Here is an 18,970-nt window from a genome sequence, read left to right as displayed (position 1 = left end):
CAGACATAATAATGAGATCACGAGCAACTTTCCTGAGTTGGTCGCTAATATAAATATACCACGAGGTACAATACTTGATGGAGAATTAATTGTTACAGGGAAAGATGGAAAACCTGATTTCTATGCAATGATGGAGAGATTTAGATCCAACAAAAGTAAACACAAAATCACATACTGTGTATTTGATATTATTAAGAGTGAAAATAATGATATGCATAATTTACCATTGATTACTCGTAAGGAAACTTTGGAAACTTCCTTTTCAGATAATGACTATATAACTAAATCCAAATACATCGTTGGTAATGGTATTAACTACTTTAACCTTGTTAAAGAGCAAGGGTTAGAAGGAGTAGTATTAAAGTTGGCAAATTCCAAATATGAGATAGGTAAGAGATCTGCAAGTTGGCAAAAGGTTATTGCGTATGAGATGGATGAGTTTTATATAGCTGGATACAGAAAAAATGAGTTTGGATGGCTGCTATCAGACGGAAAAAGGATTGTAGGTGTCATGGAGCTAGGCATAGGTACAAATGAACGTAAAGCAGGATATAAGGTGTTTCAGCAGCTAAAAACTAGTGAGACAAAAGACAGTATTTATATAAAGCCTCTGATTAAATGTGTAGTTAAGCATAGAGGATATACTAAGAATAATCTTTTGAGATTACCTGTATTTGATGAGTTTGTAATCTAAAGGAGAAGATAAAAGAATATTGAGGAGGTGAGCAGGAGTCATGAATATTATTTTATTTTCAAATCAATTAGAACTTTGTCGTGCTTGGGAGACAGCTTTCAAAGGATGTGAGGATGTTAAAATTCTGCATGACGATTTTTACAATATAGCCACAAGTTATGCCATTGATTGTATAGTCAGTCCTGCTAATTCTTACGGTCTGATGGATGGAGGTTTTGACGGTGTACTAACAAAGTATTTTGGTAATCAGCTCATGGAAAGAGTTCAACGAGATATTATAAGAACGTATTGGGGGGAGCAGCCAATCGGAACATCATCTATTATTGTCACTCATAATGATAAGATTCCTTATATAGCACATTCTCCAACCATGAAATATCCAATGGTAATTAGAAATACAGATAATTGTTATCAGGCTACTAAAGCTGTTTTTAAAAGCGTAAAAGATTTTAATATGTATAATTATATGCAAAATCCAATCAAGACTTTAGCTTTTACAGGTATGGGTACAGGAACAGGTCAATTACCATTTAATGCAGCCGCCAAACAAATGAGAATGGCTTATAACGACATGAAAAAACCACCTGATCAAATTGATTGGGCTTATGTGAATGACCAAAGAGATAGAGTACATAATTCCTTATATGATTACTAAAGGATTGTGAGTGAAAGAGATATTTCGTTTAAAATGAGGAGTGATAAATATTAATAGTTATACAGTAGTTACTGGAGATAAAGATAATCGAACAATGATATTTGCAGGACAAAATGAAAAGTTAGATAGATGTGCAGAAGTCTTTAATGAGAAAACTTAGTAATGAAATACCGAAGCAGCTACAACGTTTTACATTAATCTTTGATAGCATAGAAAGCGTAGAAAGAGTACAAAAAGCACTGTCTATCATCCATGAATCTATGAGCGAAGTTAAAACGAAAGGAGATTAAAATATGAGAAGTTATGATATTTGGTCTGAAGGTTATGTGGCAACAGGCGGTAGCGGAAGAGTATATTATCATGGATATTCTTCAGGTGAGAGTTTCAAGGAAGCATGTGTAAATTTTGCTAGAGAGAATAATGAGTTTAATAAATACTTTGATGCTGAGAGAATGTCGTTCTGGGGCTGCAAGCTTTATAGTAGCTCATCTGATGCCAGTGCTTCTTACGGATGAAATGAGGGTTTTATGAACGATAAAAATAATCTGAGAAAAGAGGAAGTTCTATGAAAATAATTAAATCTGATATGATCAATACTTATTCTATTGAAGGACAACTTTACTTCTATCAAGAGCAGTTTGAATCCCAACACTGCACGTATGCTGGTTGTGGGGCAGAGATATGTAATGATTGGGTTATTTACGAACATGAAGTACTTTGTTCAGATTGCTATAAAGTAAAATTGACTGCTGATAGGAATAAAGCTGCGATTGAAGTTGTAGAGTTACAGAAAAGAATGAACGATCTAATTGTGAAATTTCAATTACAACGTGATGAGTTTGAAAATGAATAAGAGAGGAACGGAGATTGAATACTGTCCACATTGCAATGCTAATTTACGTGGTGATTCAATTCCAGATGATATCGTTCATAACTACTCAGGAACACATTGGAGTCGAAAGATAGGTCTTTATGACAAGAGTAGAGATCGGACGGTAGCATATGAATGTCCTGACTGTGGTGGACAATGGGAACGTTTGGTTTATGCGTGATAGTGAATGAAACGTCGATTTCGAACAGAGAGGAGATATATTAATGAGTAATATAGAAGAGTATTCGCTATGCTATTCAGGTTGTGAGGAGCCGATTAAAGAAGGTGATCGTTATGTTATAGAAGGGAATGGCGATACACATCATGCCAAATGTTTTGATGAGTGGGCTGACGAGGAATTCAGATACAAGTTTAACGATCATGCCTATCGCACAAAATGATAAAATAGAGGTTCAAAATGTTTTATGAATAAAAAATATTATAAACGTTGACTTTTTTAGATTTAACATGATATGTTGTTAATGTAAAATATGTTTATATTGTACAAAATAAGGATTTGTAAAAATTAGAAGTGTTGAGGGAGGGGAAAATATTAACGGTAATTATGTAATTGCAGTTGGTGAGAATAGAGTTTTGTATGGCTTACACGATAAAATATATTTCAATAAAAAACAAGCCGAAAATGCATTGAAAGTAATGCAATCAAATGGGAAATTGAGTGATAGATACAGAGTAATGGAGATAAGTGGATTTCAAGATTGTAAATAGTAAGTAAAACCTTCATTTCATGGAGAGGAGAGTTGATAGAAGATTGCTAGACCAGTAAAATGCCAAGGATGCTTAGAATTAGAATCAGATCGAGATAAGATGATAAAGAATGATAAGGGTAAATATTTTCATATTGATAAATGTTATGAAAAACATCTTGAATACAGAAAATTTCTTGATGAAGAGAATAAGAAATGGGATGAGCTCTATAAGTATGTAAAGAGCTTACATGGAATTCCCGAAGGAATAGATATTCCTTCTATGCCAGTAGCCAGATTGCAAGCACTAAGAAGTGGATACGATATTGTCAGAGGGAAAAGGGAAAAGAAATATAAGCAGGGAGCAAGTTATGAATTAATGTACTCTGCTTACAAGCTTAAAGAGGACGACATTAAGTGGTTCATACATAATGTGTTATTAGGTCAATGTGACGCTGCTTCAATTAGTAAGTGTATTACGATTATGCAAAAGAGTTTGTCAGAAGCATGGAGACTGGAACAGTTAAATAAAAAGAGAGAAGATGAAAAGTCTCAAGCTTTAACTGCAACGATAAAAGATTTGTCTCATCTAACAGACTCAAGCAAAAGTAACTACTATCGAAAAAAGGATGGCCTTGATATAAGTGACTTATTATAAAGGAGTGATATTATTAATTTTAAATATGCGGATGAATTTATTATGCCCTCTGAAGTACATGAATCTCTATTTGTAGGCAGCCTATGGAAGAATCCAAATCTGTATTCCAAATACAAATCTCATACAGTGAAAAAAGAAACATTTACAAAGGCTACATGGTATTTTTACTATGATATTGGTAAGGAAATGTATAACAGTGGAATTAGGTTGTTTGAAGACACAGCAGTATACTCCTTTCTAGTTTCTAGGCCAGATGAATTTGGTAAAGAATCTTTAATAGAAACCTATAACAAATATAAAGGTTATCAGACAATTCATGAACTTATGGAAGAATCATCTATAGAGAATGCTAATGATGATTTTCACTTTAGCGAGATTCAAAAATATGAAAGTCTACGTAATATGCAGAAAGATAATCTTTTAAATATACATAGCAAGGAATTCATTAAAAAACTTGCGGATATGAGTTTGCAACAATTGCATACATATTGCCAACACAAATTTAAAACCGCCTTCTCTCATGTGAACTCAGGAGAAGTTGTTATATACAATCTCACAGAAGATATGATCCAGATGGTAGAAGAATTGGACTTAGGAGAAGAAGTTGGTCTACCTTTATACGAGTCACCAAGATTAACGAAAAAAATAAATGGACAAAAACTTGGAAACCTGATGTATTTAGTTTTATCTTCAGGTGTCGGGAAATCAAGTATTGTTACAGAAAAATTTGTGCTTTCAATATTTGATCACAATGTTAAAGCTCTGAATCCAGATAGTGGACTTTCATTCGAAAAGGCTATGATTTTTGTGAATGAGGAAGGTAAAAAGAGATGGCAGGCACGTTTATTAGCTACCGTTGCTTCACGAATATTACATAAACCTATTCCTCGTGATGTAGTTAATAAGGGTAAGTTCTCGAAAGAAACAAAAGCAACACTCTTAGAAGCTGCTAAATGGTTAACACAAAATCAACCAGATTTTATTAAATTAGTAGTATTAAAGAAATATCGGATAGAAGATGTAATAAGTAATATAGAACTACATAGACCTTTAGGTTATAAACATATTTACTTCGATACTTTTAAGCCAGATTTATCTAAACAAAATGTAGACAGGTGGCTAGCTTTCTCAAATTCAGCACAAGATTTACATGATTGCATTAAAGAAGAAAACTATAATTGTGCAGCTCTAGCTACTGTTCAAATGAAAATCGGAAAAGAATTCCGCTATATTGATCTAGATAGTATTGGAAAATCTCCAGAAATAGTTGAGGTCGCAGCAGTAGTAATGGCAGGTAGGTTAATCTTTGCAGATGAGTATCAAGGAATGAAAAAGGCTTTATTCTGTTATAACTGGGAGAAAAATGATTTTGATGGAAAATGGCATAAGAAAGAATATGAATTAGATCCAGAGAAAAAATATCTGATACTCTTTCTTCCGAAGAACCGTGAAGGGTCTGAAGATGAGCAAATAGTATTTGAGGTGATCTCTGATTTGAATATATGGAAAGAGGTAGCATTTGTACAGGTTCCAAATAACGGCTCTGATAAGAAGTAGAAGTTACTGGAGGAGGTCATGTGGGTAACGATCTCAAAGATATAAAGAAAAAAATATATGAAGAAGATAGAGTATATGAACTTCTTGAGAAAATGGAATGCTCAAATATTAAACAAAAAACAAACAGATATGAAGCAAAACTCCCAGATAAGTTTGGAAGTACAAACACAAGATCAGTCCAAGTGTTCCTTTCAGACGATCTTCAGTGTGTTGTTTGGTCAAGAAGTATTTCAAATATTGATATTTTTGGATTAGTATCACACTTAGTATTTGATTGTGAAGATAACGAATCAGTAAAAGAGAATTTGTATAAAGCGAAGAAGTGGATATGTGAAAATCTAAACTTCACTGAATATTTAGGTAACTATACACCGCAACCAGAGGTAGAAGATCCTCTTGGATGGCTCAAGAAAGTGAAGAAGCAGAGACCTAAGCAACTACGCGATATAGACGAGAATCAAATATATGATGATTCAATTTTAAACCAGTACGTAATGATGCCACACTATAAATATTATCTTGAGGGATTATCCTATGAAATTCAGACTGAATATCAGATCGGTTTTGATCTTCTGTCTGAAAGGATTGTCTTTCCTATCTATAATCAATACGGAGATATAATATCTGTAAAAGGTAGAACAATGGATGAGAATTATAAGGAAAAGAATATTCCAAAGTTCATGTACCTATACCCATATAATAAAACCATTGAGTGGTACAACTGGAATTTGGCATTATACGAAATACTTGAAAAAAGAGAGGTTATCGTATTTGAAGCTGAAAAATCATGCTGGTACGCTGCTGAATTTGGATATAGAAACACGTTGGCAATTGGTGGTTCAGATATAACGCTTTATCAAGTAGAGCTAATAAAAAAACTCCCCTATGACACTAAAATCATACTTGCATTTGATAAGGACAAAGAAGAGAAAGATATAAGAAAAGAAGCTGATAAATTTGGCTTACTTAGACCAATCCATACGTTCTGGGATAAGAAGAATTTACTATCAAAGGATCTTAAACACTCACCAACAGATTTAGGCAAAGAAGTCTTTGATTTTCTATATCAGGACTCAATACATAGAAGAATAAACAAGTCTGAGTAAAATAAACATTTCATGTACAAAAGAGGGTGATGGAATTGATTGTTAAATGTCATTACTGCAAAAAGGATTTTAATCACTATGGAATCTGGAGTAAGTATGTATGGTGTAGAAATAAATGTAAAAAGTTAGATAATAAAAGTTGAGTTGCATAAAAGGAGATTAAGATAAGAGAGAGAGAAGAGATATGAGTAAAAGTGTGATTTTCGATGTAACGAATGGCTTAATTGACAGAGTGGCTGACGAAATGAGAAACAAAAGTGATGATAGCTTCTTACTATTTTTAGCTCCATTTGTAGGGAGTATGTCAACTCATGCACCAACTAAAAGAGGAAAGCATAAAGGGTATCATCGCTTAAAACTTGAGGTATGAATTCCAGAAGATGCAATAAGGGGAGAGGATGCACTATCAGATTTCGGAGCGTTCGCTTTAATAAGACTGCCTAAATCAAGAGTTAAAGAGCATCTTATTAACACCCAATCTGAACCAATGAGGGAAGTAGAAAAGTGAGAGATAATGAATATAAAGCTAAAAGAATTGATAGTGATGAATTGGTTTTCGGCTATTTAATTGGAGAAGATGTAATCGTTGGAAAATAGTGGAATGGGATAGCGAGTAATTTTGTACAGAATATTGGTATAAAGTAAATCCTGTAACAGTTTGTAAATACATTGATCGTCAAGATCAGAAAGGGAAAGAATTATACAGGGGTGATGTCATCGAATATTCATATGTGTACAACGAACGAATTCGTGAATTTACTGCTTACATAGATTGGAGTGACGAACTTCTAGGTTATTGTCTCAGAAATATGGATGGTACTTGGAAATCAGAAGCGTATGGTTATGACTTTGAAAAATACTCTGAAGTAAAAGGCAATATTTACACCAACCCTGAACTGTTATAAATAGTATAGGATTGTAAAATAGAATGACAGAGATAAAGAGTAAAAATTCAAAATTGGAGGTTGATATTCTTGAATAAAATAAAAGTCCAAGCTATGGAAAGTTTCAAAGTTTACGACAGTGCTAAAACAAATTTACTAGGAGAAATATTCGAAAATAAAGTTTATGAAGCCAAACCCAATAAAGAATCAGGAGAATACTTTGTAAATGATCATCAAGACAGAGGAGTCTTTGTAGGGGAGATAGATCATAATGGTGATCTTAAACTGGATGAAGATTTTAAAAGGGTAGGATGCTCCATATGTGGAGACGAAGGTACATTCTATCTCACAGATATTGCAACAATCCAGCAAAACATCATGGTGTTAGAAAGAGTTTATCATTCTTAGAGTAGGTATTGCCCCAAATAATGCATGAAAGTTAGAGTTTTATTCAGACTTTAAAATTTGAGAGGGAGTTTTAATAGTGATTAATGCAGAAGAGATTGAACTATATAATAAAACACTTGCTGGCAAACAATTCAAAGCAGTTGAATTAACAAATGAAGGATATGTAATTATCTTTGATGACAATTATGTTATTAAGATTGATGGATCTGGTCAGGATATATTTTATTCTACACTTATGATTCGTGAACCATCATATCGATACAAGGAGGTATGGAAGTGAATGCACACGAAAGATTGAATTTCATGCAGACATTATGAACTGGAGGAATGATGATTGGAGAAACTTGATTATACTGAAGCAGAAAAAGAAGTTTTAATAGACTCAATGTTAGCAGTGATTAAGTGGAAATTGATGAAATGCTATGCTGAAGATATTGCCATCGAAGGAAAGTGCGGTGTCGCAGGATTCTATATGCAGAATGGAGATCCAATTGCTCAAAAGGAAAATGGAGATTATACATATACAATTAAATATAAGTTAAGAGATGGTCAAACAGAAGGATACATAGGTCGTTAGATGACAGGGAGGTTACTAGATGAATGAGTTTGATTTTGAATTAAAAAAACTAGATTTTTTAAAAAGAGGAGAAGGTTTATATTTTGATGGTAGATATTATGTGAATGTAACAAAAGATCACTGGGTTATTAAATCGAATGAAGAGGTCATTGATGAAGGAATGATGGTTCGGTCACACATACTATTTCAAGTACTAAAACATATTAAGTCACAACAAAAGGGCTGTTTCATTTAGAAAGGGTGATAAAGAATTAATGGTTGACTTCGCCAGACTCAATACACCAGAAGGAAGAGCAGACATAAAACGAAGAATGGAAGAGCATGGCAAACAAGATCAGTTGAGAGAAGAGCTTGAACGAAAGACAATTTGTTTTACAGGTCATCGACCAAATAAACTAGGTAACTGTTACAGTCTTACTGATAAACAATCAAAACACATACATAATAAACTTGAGCCTGTGCTGATCGATTTAATTGAAGACGAGGGCATCGAGCGATTCATTTCTGGAGGAGCAATTGGTTTTGATCAGATTGCCTTCTGGACTGTTAATAGCTTAAAGAAGAAGTATTATTCAAATATTCAGAATATTGTAGCTGTTCCATTTAAGAATCAAGCAATAAAATGGAGTGATAAAGAAACACAGTTATGGTACAAGAGAATGTTAGATGTTGCAGATGATGTTTATTACGTAGATGAGCTGCCTGAATACGGAGTTGCTGGTGTAAAGATTGGTGATTATCATGTCGCCAAGATGCAGAAACGTAACGAATATATGGTAGACCAAAGCAGAATAATTGTCGCAGCATGGGATGGAACGAAAGGAGGAACTGGTAACTGTGTTCGTTATGCAAGACAAAGCGAAAAAACACTATACACGTTGAAGCCCCAATATGATTTTGAACTCGATATACTTTATGGGATGTTCGGATAAAAGGCACGTTTCATCTACTTATAATCTTATTTCATCATATGAAAAATTCAAAACAGACAACAATTTAGCACGGAAGACACTTTTTATTATTTCTTCAACAACGATTGTTGATGATTACTGCCTATTGTTAAAAAGGATTTCAGCAGACTAATATACTGATAAAATGCGTATTTTATGTGATATGGAATTGAGAGCTATATCTAAGGAATTATTAAATGTTGCTGTTAAAATTGATAAACAGAATGGAAGTGTATAAATGACACAAGAAGAATTTGAAAAGCAATATGAAGAACCAGTTGATCTCGATGGAGTACATGAAGCACTGAAACGATTTATCAATGGAAGGGGCAAGATGAGCATTCCAGCGTCTCCTGATGACGATGATATGCTAATTTGCAGATTGATGAATGAACTAAAGAAATATAGGGAATTTAGAAAGCCTGAAACACAAACTATTCATGTAGTTCAGGGAAGAAGTGGAATTGTGTTTTCTGCAACAACCAATTATGATCAGGCCGCAGAAGTAAAAGACAGTTTGAATGAGATTGAAAGTGATAGAGCTAGAATGTCATATTGGGAAAATAATAAGATTGTCTTGCAAGATTGAAAATACATATAGTAAAGAGGGTTATTAATGCTTGATGAATTGGTTATCTGGGCGAAAGATTATGGGGAACGATCAAAAGAAGTAGCAGATATACTTAAATATCATCAGATTTTACCTGAAGATAGTTATAGGGCAGAAGGCAGAATTCAAGCGATTGATGATATGTTGAACTTTATAGAGGAGAATAAAATCAGAAAAGGATGTGAATATTGCACTGGCAATCCATTATCTGATAGAAAACCTTTAATGAAAAGTCAATTAAGTGATTATAGCGTGTTTATCAATAGTGCGAATTACTTGGAGGATAGCGTGATAGGTGGAAGCGTACCACATTCGTTATACGGAGTTAAAATAGTGTTTTGCCCAGTATGTGGCAAGAAATTATAAGTTGATAAAATACACATTTCACTTAGATAAGGAGAATGATTATGAAAAGAGAATACTATGTAATTGAGTTAACTAATGGTGAATTTGCAAGTTTTCATCAAGAGACAGATACAGATTTAAACGTTACGTCTTGGTCAGTAGAAAAGATTCACAATGCAGATTTTTTAGATGAAGAGACTGCAAAAGTAATATTCGATGATTTGATTCATCGAAATAGTAGTTGGGAATATTATGGTGAATGCTTAGAACCTGAAATTATTAGAAAACTAGAGATTCAATTATTTGATAAAATGAACATTTTAACATAAGCTATCAGAAAAAAGAACGTAGCCCTATATTGAAGCTCGTTCTCTTAAATACAAAAATATTTTTTTTATGCGTCTACTTCTTCGCCTGAAGCAATATCCATTTTTGTAACTTTGCCTGTATTCTTGTTCACGTAGTACCAACCATATGTTGCAGTGTGGTCAGACATTTGTTCATATGCCCAAACAGTATATTTGTTGTTTTCCTCTCCATCAATCATAAAACGTAGTTTATACTTATCTGCATCTTTCTTAATTTTCTTATATACCAGATCAATTGCTCGGTCTTGTGTAACTTTTACCGTAGGTTGTTTCCCTATATAGAGGTTGTCACCCTGAAGACCAACTTGTTTACCAATTGAATTTCCGATAGCACGTACTGGAACATATGTTGTTCCTTTGTATGAAATAGCGTCTGTATTGATTTTCTTAGAACCATCTACATATATGTTCATTTTCTGAATGACTGCCTTAATACTTGTCCCGTTAGCTGCAAATGCTGCTGTACCAGTTAGCATAGTGCCTATTGTAATTCCTAAAACTAGACCTTTAATCTTATCTTTCATTCTTAGAATCTCCTTTTACACTTGCTTAGTTGATGTGAATATAATATTAATCAGAGAATTTAGTCTTAAATAAGCTTAATTTGTCTTAAACCACAGTCCAGCAGAACCGTTGCTCTTTCTGCCATAAACAATAAGAGGAGAAGGATCATCTGTTTTAACAAGAAAAGCTACCCAACCAGTACGAGATCCGCCAGCATAAATTTGAGTCCTAATGCCGCCATCTGGTACTACCACAGTTTCTTGTCTATAATCAACGCCATTACTTGAAACTAATGTAAAATCCATGGGGCTTACGCTAACAGCATTGTCAGTTTGAAGAGTAGAAGTGATATCAATTTTTATGTTTGCGAGTATGTATTCATATCCATTTCTTGGAGCAGAATTGAAAAAATTTTCATCGTATATTATTTTCCAAGCTTCTGCACCTCTGATTGTTGATAAGACAGTGATATTTCCACCGAACTGATCAGAAATTGCTGATGCTGTGAAAGGTACTAATACAGATAAGCTGGCTGGATTAGATCGAGTAGTAAGTTTTTGTGTGGGAATTTGAGTAGGTGCAGGTATTGAAGGTGCTGGAGAAGGTGAAGGTGCTACGCTGTCTTGATGATTTATATCTGTATTAGTTGAATTTGTTATACTTATTGTACCCTTAGTATCTAAAGATACATTTGCACCAAGTGCTTCAGAAACAGCTCTTAACGGAACATAAGTTGACCCGTTGATAATTTTTACATCGGCATAAATTTTGCTACCATTCACAAGAATTGTATATTGATTTGCGGCAAAAACGCCTGTTGCTATTGAACCACTAATAATAATAGTTCCAAGACCAACTAATAATTTCTTTTTCATCCAAAACTCTCCTTTAGATCATAATACCTATAAATATATCAGGTATGATGCTAATTGACTATATAAACACATATTTCATGTATAATAAAAATAAGGAGATGATAATAAATATTTATTTATTGTGAAACTAAAAGTGGATATTCAGATAGATACTGGTTAGAAGGCATTAACACTTTGGATGAACTGCAAGAATATCTTAAAATTAATATGCCTATTTTTGGTGAGAAGATTAAAAATAGATATAATAGTAGAATTGTTATTAAGGAAGACATGAAAAAGAACCTAATCTACTTAAATAATTATCTGAATATTTCATCTGAGTCGTTATACTTTATGACAGATAAAGAATATGATGATCTATTAGATAAAAATTGCAATACATGTTCGAATAATGATCGTGTGTTTGGTTGCACCAAATGTTTTATAGACGATGGGAACAAGCTGTGTAGTAACTTTACTGAAGTAGTATCTAACTCACTTTGGAAATGGTTTAAAGATAAAAACAATAAATTATAAGTAAGGATATTTTAAATGGAGATGTTTATATGAAGAAAATTAAACGAGACCAATTGCTACTAGGTATGGCATTAATGCAACTAAGAGAACAACACAAGTTACATCCTTCTGATATCATTAAGGACTATGATGAGGTTTCTATGAGCAAGTTATGGGATAAACACTTTTTGAGTGGTGTTCCTGATATTGAAGATTTAAAGTCATTAGCAAGAATAAGTTATCGAAATATAATAAAAGTAAAAAATACCGAATAACGTATTGACTTATCGAATTTATAAATGGTATATTAATTATGCAAGATAGATAATTGGAAAGGCAGAGTGATAAATGAAGAAATGGCGACAACGAGAACCAGCATTACCTTATGATGAAAATGATACAATAACTAAGAAGTTGGCTTGCATTTATGGAATTTCGGACATTGATGAATTTTTAAACCCCTCGGTAAGAAATATACATCATTATTCTTTATTGAAAAATTTAGAAGAAGTAGTCAATTTGATTTTGTTACATATTTCAAAAGATCATGAAATTATTATATTTGCGGATATTGATCATGATGGGGCTCTCTCAGGAGCTATCATGTATAGATATCTTAGGTATCTGTCAGCTAAAGTCAGAATTATACATAAGCAGCGCAGGGACGGTCATGGATTGAATACTGCTGAAGATGTAATAGATCCAAACACAAGACTGTTAGTTGCAATTGATTCCAGTACGAATGATGTTGATTCTTGTGAACGTATCAGGGCAAATGGAACCAATATTATCATTATCGATCATCACAAGTGGGAAGGCAAAGATAATACACATGCTTTAATAGTAAATCCTCAAATGCCTGATTGTGACTATCCTAATCATGAATTATCTGGTGGTATGGTCGCATATAAGGTCTGTCAGGCTCTCGATGATTATACAGGTGGAGATTACGCAGAAGAAATGGTTGATATGGCTGGTCTTTCATTGCTTGCCGATTCTATGTCAGCGTTAGAACCAGAAAATAGATACTATATAGATTTAGCGCTTAAAAATGTAAAAAATTTAGGTTTGAAGACATTATTAAACGAACTTAAAGTAGATACGAATACTATGGATTCAAATAAGTTCGTATACAGTGTTTCTCCGTGTGTAAGTGCAATTACACGTAAAAATGAATTTGAGAAAGCGATTGGATTATATATATCAGATGATCCCATAGAATGTTTAGAAATAGCTAAAGAATTAATTAATGCAAATAAGGAACGAAAGATAAAACAAAAACAATCCTATCAAACTAATACAACCTCAAATTAATGAAGATGATAATTGTATTGTTGTTGTTGAGCCAACTATAGGAAAGGAATATAACGGACTATGCGCTCAATTGATTACAGAGAAGTTTAATAGACCAGCAATTGTATTTGGACATAAATCAGAGGAAAGTCCTCAGTATACTGGCAGCTACAGATCACCAGATGGTTTTTCAATGTTAGAATTTTTAGAAAATGTTGAACAGGCAATATTTGCAGGAGGCCATCCTGAAGCTGGAGGAACGGGATGCTGGAAAAATAAATTAAATGACTTTAAAGATGAAGTGAACACTAAACTTGAACATTTTAAATTTAATTCTGATTTAGTATATGACTTTGAATTTAGCATTGAAGATATTAATGAACAATTAATACATAGTATCAATTCGTTTTTCAGGATCAGTGGAAAAGATTTTAAACCTGCAAAAGTTCTTGTTCGAGATGTGTTTACAATAAAAAAAGATGCTCTCGGTAGTGGCGATACTTTAAAATCTCAACTATGTTCGGTAAGTCACACTTGGTTTATAGATGAAGAAGAGTATGCAGATTTAAAGCCAGAAATGGCAGCAATGAAGTTTAGAATATTTGATGATTTTATCAATGAGTTTCCATTACATCAAACTATAGATATAGTTGGAACTCTTAGTGTGAATGAATACATGCGTTATAGACCTGTTAAAAGATTAGAAGAAAACCAACCAAATTTTTATAGAAGATTATTCTATTTCTAATTAAAAATAAAATATACTAAAGGGGATAAATATTAATGAAATTTTACGCTATTGCAACGAATAAAAGTGGGAAAAACCAAATGATCAGCTTCGATGATATGGGTGAAAAAGCACCAAGGTATCTATATCAGGCTGAACGTGATGCGAAATTGATTTGTAAGAAGGAGGGATTGAATTTTCAATCTGCTCATGTAGTTCAAGGGACTCAAAAAGGAAACTCGACTTTAACAAAATTCTATAAGTTGCGGAGAAAAACAGGAAGCAATGGTAAGGATTTTGCAAAATCACTCTAATATTTAGCAACTTCTATCCGTTTGTCTGTTTGATGGACGGATAGAATAATAAAAATAGAAAGGAGTAACGGATGAATATAGTAGAAGCAGTAAGAAAGATTAAGCCTAATCAAGTTATATACTCTAAATCAATAAATACAAGATTAATACTAGATGCCGATATACTAATTTTAATATATATTGGGCACGAAGAGAGAAAAGGAAAAGGAATATTTTTCAGTAAGGAAGAATGGATGGCTGACGATTGGGAAATTGAAATTATACATGTAGATTTCTGGGTTGCGTGGAAAGCTAGAAGTGAAAAAGGAAAACGTATCAGAAGTGAGCATTGGCATAAAGAAGTAGATTTCGATTTAGATTATGGGTTTACAGAAAGAAAGCTTTCTGAAGCTGAGATTAATGGTCAATGGGTAATTATTGATTAAAAAAACCATTGATAAATAAGGCTTTAATAAAATGGTATTGTACATAAAAGTGCTTCATGCAGAAGAAAGAGTTAATTAGTCTAAATGATACTGAGCAGCGAAAATGAGGGGTGGTAAAAAAATGAACAAAGCTGCTAAATTTGGAAGTTACGAAGCACATCAACCTTGGCTATGATCGATTCAAGGAGCTCGGATTGCTTGATGACTATATCTATCAATCTTTAGTGCATATGGGGAATGCCTCTCATCAGCTTTCATGGGGGTTGACTGTCTTGGATCACGTAAATATCCCGAAGGAAATGCAGAAAGAAATACAGATGACAGTAATAGAGGTTTCGAAATCGATCAGAGAAATGCAGGATAAGCTAAGAGAGCATAAAAGTAGCATTCAAAAATAGTTTTAATGAATTTGAATTTCATCAAGTTAATTAACCAGGGAGGGAAAGAATAATGATTCTGATCACTAAACCATTAAAGGAAGAATTAACAAGCAAGGGGTTTACCAATCGCATTAAAATATCGACAGCTCAAACGAAACAGTCCTTATTGAATTATGGATTCACAAATCATAATAAACCAACTCTCTATTATGTTGAATCGGTTGATAGAAACACTACCTTTAATTTGAGTGTATGTTTAAACACTTTAGAGATAAGGGATATCGATGTTCTTAATGAAGATTGGTTACAGTCTTACGACTATCAATCTGAGATTTTAAGTGGTAAGCCATCTGGAAAAGCTAGGAACGTATACAACAAAGTTAACAATATTCTCTTGAAATTACAAAATGATAGTATCATTACAGGATTTGATAGAGGCATGTACGTATAGCGAAATTAAGTCCAAGAAAGAAGAGTTTTATCAAGAAAAACTTGACGGAGCAAATGCATCATTTAAACGTGTAGGTGATGAAATCATATCATTTTCCCGTAAAACTCAATTAAGCATTGAAAACAACCTTCGTGGATTCTATGAATGGACACAGACTCTGGATGTTAGTAAGCTGCTTGAAGGTGTAATTTATTTTGGAGAGTGGTTGGTGAAACATAAACTTGATTATGGTGAGAATATGAATCAATTTTATTTATTTGATATTTATAACGAATTTGTTTAAGAATATGCTAACTTTTCAATGGTCAAAGATGAGTCAATGCGACTAAATTTAAATCTAATCCCATTACTTTATGAAGGTGAATATGTTTCGTTTGAAAACCTTCAATCTTATATAGGAAAGTCTGTTCTTGGTAATACTGGTGAAGGAATTGTAGTAAAAAATGTTGATTACATCGATCGTTTTGGAAATCAGATTTTTGTCAAACTTGTATCTGATGAGTATGGGGAAATTCAAAAACAAAAGGCTCCGAAATATCCAAACTTTCAATCTGTAGAATCTCAATTTGTTACAGAGTGCTTAACAAACGCAAGAGTAGAGAAGCTAATCTACAAACTTGTAGATGAAGATATTTTGGAAGACTCTTTTGGGATTGAAGAATTGGGAATAATTCTAAAAAATCTTAGCACTCGTGCCTACGAGGATATAATGAAAGAAGGCTGATAGTCTGGAAGTCTTTGAAGAAAAGGATATTCGTAAAAGCATTGGTAAAAAATTGCCCCTGATTGTTAAGCAAATCATTAATAGTAAAAGTGCTTAATAGGAATAAAAGAGTAAAAAAACATAAAATTATAATACAGAAAAATGAGGTTGGAAATTGATTTAAATTCTTGAATTGTTCGGTGGTATTGGAGCTCCTCGTAAGGCACTAATTAATCTTGGTTTAGATCATAAATGTATTGATTATGTGGAATGGCAGCAGAACAGAGTTAGAGCATATAACGCACTGTATGATCATATCCACAAACCACAAGACGTTAGAGGATGGAATTTAAAGCCAGATATATTAATTCACGGTTCTCCTTGTCAAGATAATAGCAGAGGTAATAGAAAAAGAAAGGGGAATGATGAAAGTTCTCGATCACAGTTGATGCTAGAAACTTTGCGTATCATCAAAGAAATGGGTAGTTGGAAGCCTAAAGTCGTTATTTGGGAGAATGTAAAAGGTGTACTTGATAAAAATGTGATGCCTATATTTGATTTTTACATGCAAGAAATGAAGGACTTAGGATATACGAACTCATTTGACATTTTAGACGCACGAAACTTTGGAGTTCCACATGGAAGAGAAAGAGTATTTTGTATCTCATTATTAGCTGACGAAACTTTTGATTTCAGCAAATTGGTTCATATTCCAATGAAAAACATAAATGAGTTTTTGGAATTTGGTCAAGATGACGAGATCCCAGAACAGTATCTTATTAAAGTACCATCAATGCTTAGTAAAATTAAAGAATTTAATCCTTTCCCAATCGGTAGTTACAAACGACAATTAGATGTTATAGGAGATTATTGCTACACGATCACAGAAAGACAGGATAGATGCCCAAATGCAGGTATTATCAGATTGAATAGACCTGAATATAGATATTTAACAGAGCGTGAGTGTTGGCGATTGCTTGGCTTTGATGATAATGACTTCGATCTAATGATTGGCGTGTTTCCGACTAAAGCTGGTAAACGTAATGCAACACTTTACGCATTGGCTGGTAATAGTATTGTAGTACAAGTGTTAGAAGCTATATTTAAAGTAATAATAGAAGAGGATTACGGGATTGACTTGCTAGGTGAATCGAAAAACATATTAAATTAATATCATAATAAAGAATACATAGCTAGAATAGATAGAAAGTTAGTCTGTATGAAACCAATATTTTATACATATAAAAGGAGACTCAGAATGAAAACAGCTAAGGAAGTAGTAATTTATGTTAAAGAGAAAAAAATACTAAAAAGTTCTAAAGAATATATTTACTATCTAACTCATACCTATGATTATGAACCAAGAAAAGTTTGGGTTAAAGCTCCATATGATCTTGAGACATTTGAAGTTATCTGTGCCTATATACAATTTGAAAGCTGGCATATAGAGTAAAGTTTTTCTATTGATCAGAAAGACGTACTTGAAATTTTAGAGCAGTTATATGAGTGTACAGGTACTTTTACCACTGATAAAAAGTATAAGAGAAAAGCTAAAGAACTTGATTTATATTCAAACTGGGAAATTTATTGTGGGCTTGCAGGGGAAGTCGAAGGTATTGAGCTGCTGAAACGCAATGGATTGGAAGAGTTACTAGGTAAATACGTTGAAGCATTTTACGTAGCAAAACCTGAGTGGAGACCAGAGTAGAGCGAAATTTATATAATTTTAGAGGAGATGTTTAAATGTTAATTATTGTTCTTGCATTACTATTAATTCTGGTACTTAGTGTGATTAGCTTGAAAAGGACAGATGAATGTTCTGATTGGAATTTTACATGGTTGATTATAACGTTAATTTCTTCAATTTTTTTGATTATCACTCCCATTGTATGGACTAATAATTATTATTCCTATAAAGCAGATATTAATAAATACCTTATCACTAAACAAACAATTACAGACTCAAGAAACTCCAAAATTAGTGATATTGAGAGAGCTGCATTAACAAGTAAAATCATTGAAATTAATCAATATATTGCAGATGCAAAGTATTGGAATGATACGATCTTTGGGGATATGATTCCTGATGATTATGCCGAGTTAGAATACTTGAAATAGATGATTAACAGCTATCACAATCTGTATATATTGGAACATGAAATAAGAATTTTATATACATATGATTATGTGAAAAAACTGTTTTATCAAAATAAGAGGAGATGAAGTGGAGATGGGAATGTACACCCAAGTACGAGGATGGCTTAACATTGATAGTATTTCTTACGGACAGAATGAGCAATCAATAATTAATAAATTACATAAAACAAGAGAAGAATTTTTGGACTCTGATAATCATTGTAGAAAATGGGTTTCTCACGACACAATTATTCATTTTGGCGGCAATGGATCGGCG

34 protein-coding genes and 1 pseudogene are annotated in these 18,970 nt (G+C 33.0%); 33 read left to right on the top strand and 2 right to left on the bottom strand.

Going from position 1 to position 18,970, the window contains the following annotated elements; translation table 11 throughout:
- The 19 genes and pseudogenes from JCM16418_RS22305 to JCM16418_RS22225 form a co-directional block, all read left to right on the top strand.
- Nucleotides 1–694: ATP-dependent DNA ligase (locus tag JCM16418_RS22305; protein ID WP_036653424.1), on the top strand; the 694-nt coding region annotated here is incomplete at its 5' end.
- Nucleotides 695–734: 40 nt separating this feature from the next.
- The gene (locus JCM16418_RS22300) at nucleotides 735–1,349 is read left to right on the top strand and encodes a macro domain-containing protein (protein ID WP_036653409.1); all 615 of its coding nucleotides are present in this window, start codon (nucleotides 735–737) and stop codon (nucleotides 1,347–1,349) included.
- Between the two features lie 293 nt (nucleotides 1,350–1,642).
- Nucleotides 1,643–1,864 (top strand): hypothetical protein, encoded by a 222-nt coding sequence (locus tag JCM16418_RS22295; protein ID WP_036653408.1) that lies wholly within the window; start codon nucleotides 1,643–1,645, stop codon nucleotides 1,862–1,864.
- A gap of 50 nt (nucleotides 1,865–1,914) precedes the next feature.
- Nucleotides 1,915–2,202, top strand: coding sequence for a hypothetical protein (locus JCM16418_RS22290; protein ID WP_036653406.1), 288 nt, complete (start codon nucleotides 1,915–1,917; stop codon nucleotides 2,200–2,202).
- Nucleotides 2,195–2,401, top strand: coding sequence for a hypothetical protein (locus JCM16418_RS22285; RefSeq protein WP_036653405.1), 207 nt, complete (start codon nucleotides 2,195–2,197; stop codon nucleotides 2,399–2,401). Before JCM16418_RS22290 ends, JCM16418_RS22285 begins: the two co-directional genes overlap by 8 nt.
- Nucleotides 2,402–2,444: 43 nt before the next feature.
- Nucleotides 2,445–2,621 (top strand): hypothetical protein, encoded by a 177-nt coding sequence (locus JCM16418_RS25120; protein WP_156327243.1) that lies wholly within the window; start codon nucleotides 2,445–2,447, stop codon nucleotides 2,619–2,621.
- A gap of 370 nt (nucleotides 2,622–2,991) precedes the next feature.
- Nucleotides 2,992–3,585: a YorH family phage-derived protein gene (locus JCM16418_RS24060; protein WP_506329604.1), complete on the top strand. Its 594-nt coding sequence runs from the start codon at nucleotides 2,992–2,994 to the stop codon at nucleotides 3,583–3,585.
- A 126-nt stretch (nucleotides 3,586–3,711) separates the two neighbouring features.
- Nucleotides 3,712–5,142 carry a replication protein gene (locus JCM16418_RS22275; RefSeq protein ID WP_242403949.1) on the top strand — a complete coding sequence of 477 codons (1,431 nt, stop codon included), beginning with the start codon at nucleotides 3,712–3,714 and terminating at the stop codon, nucleotides 5,140–5,142.
- A gap of 20 nt (nucleotides 5,143–5,162) precedes the next feature.
- Nucleotides 5,163–6,248: a hypothetical protein gene (locus tag JCM16418_RS22270; RefSeq protein ID WP_036653401.1), complete on the top strand. Its 1,086-nt coding sequence runs from the start codon at nucleotides 5,163–5,165 to the stop codon at nucleotides 6,246–6,248.
- Nucleotides 6,249–6,432: 184 nt separating this feature from the next.
- On the top strand, nucleotides 6,433–6,618 hold the full coding sequence (locus JCM16418_RS22265) for a hypothetical protein (protein ID WP_036653400.1): 186 nt from the start codon (nucleotides 6,433–6,435) through the stop codon (nucleotides 6,616–6,618).
- A 271-nt stretch (nucleotides 6,619–6,889) separates the two neighbouring features.
- A pseudogene (locus tag JCM16418_RS26985) lies at nucleotides 6,890–7,153 on the top strand (YopX family protein); the annotation flags it as partial.
- A 69-nt stretch (nucleotides 7,154–7,222) separates the two neighbouring features.
- On the top strand, nucleotides 7,223–7,540 hold the full coding sequence (locus JCM16418_RS22260; RefSeq protein WP_036653398.1) for a hypothetical protein: 318 nt from the start codon (nucleotides 7,223–7,225) through the stop codon (nucleotides 7,538–7,540).
- A gap of 76 nt (nucleotides 7,541–7,616) precedes the next feature.
- Nucleotides 7,617–7,820, top strand: a complete 204-nt coding sequence (locus JCM16418_RS22255) for a hypothetical protein (RefSeq protein ID WP_036653397.1) — start codon at nucleotides 7,617–7,619, stop codon at nucleotides 7,818–7,820.
- A 54-nt stretch (nucleotides 7,821–7,874) separates the two neighbouring features.
- A complete protein-coding gene (locus JCM16418_RS22250; RefSeq protein WP_036653395.1) occupies nucleotides 7,875–8,117 on the top strand; it encodes a hypothetical protein in 243 nt (80 codons plus the stop codon).
- Between the two features lie 19 nt (nucleotides 8,118–8,136).
- Nucleotides 8,137–8,352: a hypothetical protein gene (locus tag JCM16418_RS22245; RefSeq protein ID WP_036653394.1), complete on the top strand. Its 216-nt coding sequence runs from the start codon at nucleotides 8,137–8,139 to the stop codon at nucleotides 8,350–8,352.
- 19 nt (nucleotides 8,353–8,371) lie between these two features.
- Complete coding sequence (locus JCM16418_RS22240) at nucleotides 8,372–9,049, top strand: SLOG family protein (protein WP_242403948.1); 678 nt, start codon at nucleotides 8,372–8,374, stop codon at nucleotides 9,047–9,049.
- Nucleotides 9,050–9,305: 256 nt separating this feature from the next.
- On the top strand, nucleotides 9,306–9,656 hold the full coding sequence (locus tag JCM16418_RS22235) for a hypothetical protein (RefSeq protein ID WP_036653392.1): 351 nt from the start codon (nucleotides 9,306–9,308) through the stop codon (nucleotides 9,654–9,656).
- 27 nt (nucleotides 9,657–9,683) lie between these two features.
- Nucleotides 9,684–10,043: a hypothetical protein gene (locus JCM16418_RS22230; protein WP_036653391.1), complete on the top strand. Its 360-nt coding sequence runs from the start codon at nucleotides 9,684–9,686 to the stop codon at nucleotides 10,041–10,043.
- A gap of 41 nt (nucleotides 10,044–10,084) precedes the next feature.
- On the top strand, nucleotides 10,085–10,351 hold the full coding sequence (locus JCM16418_RS22225) for a hypothetical protein (RefSeq protein ID WP_036653389.1): 267 nt from the start codon (nucleotides 10,085–10,087) through the stop codon (nucleotides 10,349–10,351).
- 65 nt (nucleotides 10,352–10,416) lie between these two features.
- On the opposite strand, the gene JCM16418_RS22220 is transcribed toward JCM16418_RS22225, so the two are convergent.
- Complete coding sequence (locus tag JCM16418_RS22220; RefSeq protein ID WP_036653388.1) at nucleotides 10,417–10,914, bottom strand: stalk domain-containing protein; 498 nt, start codon at nucleotides 10,912–10,914, stop codon at nucleotides 10,417–10,419.
- A 75-nt stretch (nucleotides 10,915–10,989) separates the two neighbouring features.
- Entirely contained in the window at nucleotides 10,990–11,769 is a 780-nt protein-coding gene (locus JCM16418_RS24055; protein WP_052020700.1) for a stalk domain-containing protein, read from the bottom strand.
- A 174-nt stretch (nucleotides 11,770–11,943) separates the two neighbouring features.
- Here JCM16418_RS24055 and JCM16418_RS22210 point away from each other — a divergent pair, with 174 nt between their 5' ends.
- The 14 genes from JCM16418_RS22210 to JCM16418_RS25495 form a co-directional block, all read left to right on the top strand.
- Nucleotides 11,944–12,285: a DUF3939 domain-containing protein gene (locus tag JCM16418_RS22210; RefSeq protein ID WP_036653386.1), complete on the top strand. Its 342-nt coding sequence runs from the start codon at nucleotides 11,944–11,946 to the stop codon at nucleotides 12,283–12,285.
- Between the two features lie 29 nt (nucleotides 12,286–12,314).
- Nucleotides 12,315–12,539, top strand: a complete 225-nt coding sequence (locus JCM16418_RS22205; protein WP_036653385.1) for a hypothetical protein — start codon at nucleotides 12,315–12,317, stop codon at nucleotides 12,537–12,539.
- A 73-nt stretch (nucleotides 12,540–12,612) separates the two neighbouring features.
- Nucleotides 12,613–13,578, top strand: a complete 966-nt coding sequence (locus JCM16418_RS22200) for a DHH family phosphoesterase (RefSeq protein WP_036653382.1) — start codon at nucleotides 12,613–12,615, stop codon at nucleotides 13,576–13,578.
- 70 nt (nucleotides 13,579–13,648) lie between these two features.
- The gene (locus tag JCM16418_RS22195; protein WP_158442454.1) at nucleotides 13,649–14,305 is read left to right on the top strand and encodes a single-stranded-DNA-specific exonuclease RecJ family protein; all 657 of its coding nucleotides are present in this window, start codon (nucleotides 13,649–13,651) and stop codon (nucleotides 14,303–14,305) included.
- Nucleotides 14,306–14,340: 35 nt separating this feature from the next.
- Nucleotides 14,341–14,598 carry a hypothetical protein gene (locus JCM16418_RS22190; RefSeq protein WP_036653377.1) on the top strand — a complete coding sequence of 86 codons (258 nt, stop codon included), beginning with the start codon at nucleotides 14,341–14,343 and terminating at the stop codon, nucleotides 14,596–14,598.
- A gap of 71 nt (nucleotides 14,599–14,669) precedes the next feature.
- On the top strand, nucleotides 14,670–15,023 hold the full coding sequence (locus JCM16418_RS22185) for a hypothetical protein (protein ID WP_036653373.1): 354 nt from the start codon (nucleotides 14,670–14,672) through the stop codon (nucleotides 15,021–15,023).
- Between the two features lie 140 nt (nucleotides 15,024–15,163).
- Nucleotides 15,164–15,421, top strand: coding sequence for a hypothetical protein (locus tag JCM16418_RS22180; protein WP_052020698.1), 258 nt, complete (start codon nucleotides 15,164–15,166; stop codon nucleotides 15,419–15,421).
- A 52-nt stretch (nucleotides 15,422–15,473) separates the two neighbouring features.
- Entirely contained in the window at nucleotides 15,474–15,854 is a 381-nt protein-coding gene (locus JCM16418_RS24050) for a hypothetical protein (protein WP_052020696.1), read from the top strand.
- The gene (locus JCM16418_RS24045) at nucleotides 15,832–16,137 is read left to right on the top strand and encodes an RNA ligase family protein (RefSeq protein WP_158442453.1); all 306 of its coding nucleotides are present in this window, start codon (nucleotides 15,832–15,834) and stop codon (nucleotides 16,135–16,137) included. Before JCM16418_RS24050 ends, JCM16418_RS24045 begins: the two co-directional genes overlap by 23 nt.
- 18 nt (nucleotides 16,138–16,155) lie before the next feature.
- Nucleotides 16,156–16,578, top strand: a complete 423-nt coding sequence (locus JCM16418_RS24040; protein ID WP_148298891.1) for a hypothetical protein — start codon at nucleotides 16,156–16,158, stop codon at nucleotides 16,576–16,578.
- 163 nt (nucleotides 16,579–16,741) lie between these two features.
- Nucleotides 16,742–17,728, top strand: coding sequence for a DNA cytosine methyltransferase (locus tag JCM16418_RS22165; protein ID WP_242403950.1), 987 nt, complete (start codon nucleotides 16,742–16,744; stop codon nucleotides 17,726–17,728).
- Nucleotides 17,729–17,815: 87 nt separating this feature from the next.
- Entirely contained in the window at nucleotides 17,816–18,010 is a 195-nt protein-coding gene (locus JCM16418_RS22160) for a hypothetical protein (RefSeq protein ID WP_036653371.1), read from the top strand.
- Nucleotides 18,011–18,300: 290 nt separating this feature from the next.
- Entirely contained in the window at nucleotides 18,301–18,675 is a 375-nt protein-coding gene (locus JCM16418_RS22155; protein ID WP_036653369.1) for a hypothetical protein, read from the top strand.
- Between the two features lie 112 nt (nucleotides 18,676–18,787).
- A partial coding sequence (locus JCM16418_RS25495) for a bromodomain-containing protein (protein ID WP_036653366.1) occupies nucleotides 18,788–18,970 on the top strand: 183 nt, incomplete at its 3' end.

This window comes from Paenibacillus pini JCM 16418 (genome assembly GCF_000576305.1).
GTDB classification, from domain to species: Bacteria; Bacillota; Bacilli; order Paenibacillales; family Paenibacillaceae; genus Paenibacillus_AQ; species Paenibacillus_AQ pini.
This window is presented reverse-complemented; position numbering and strand designations above follow the sequence as displayed.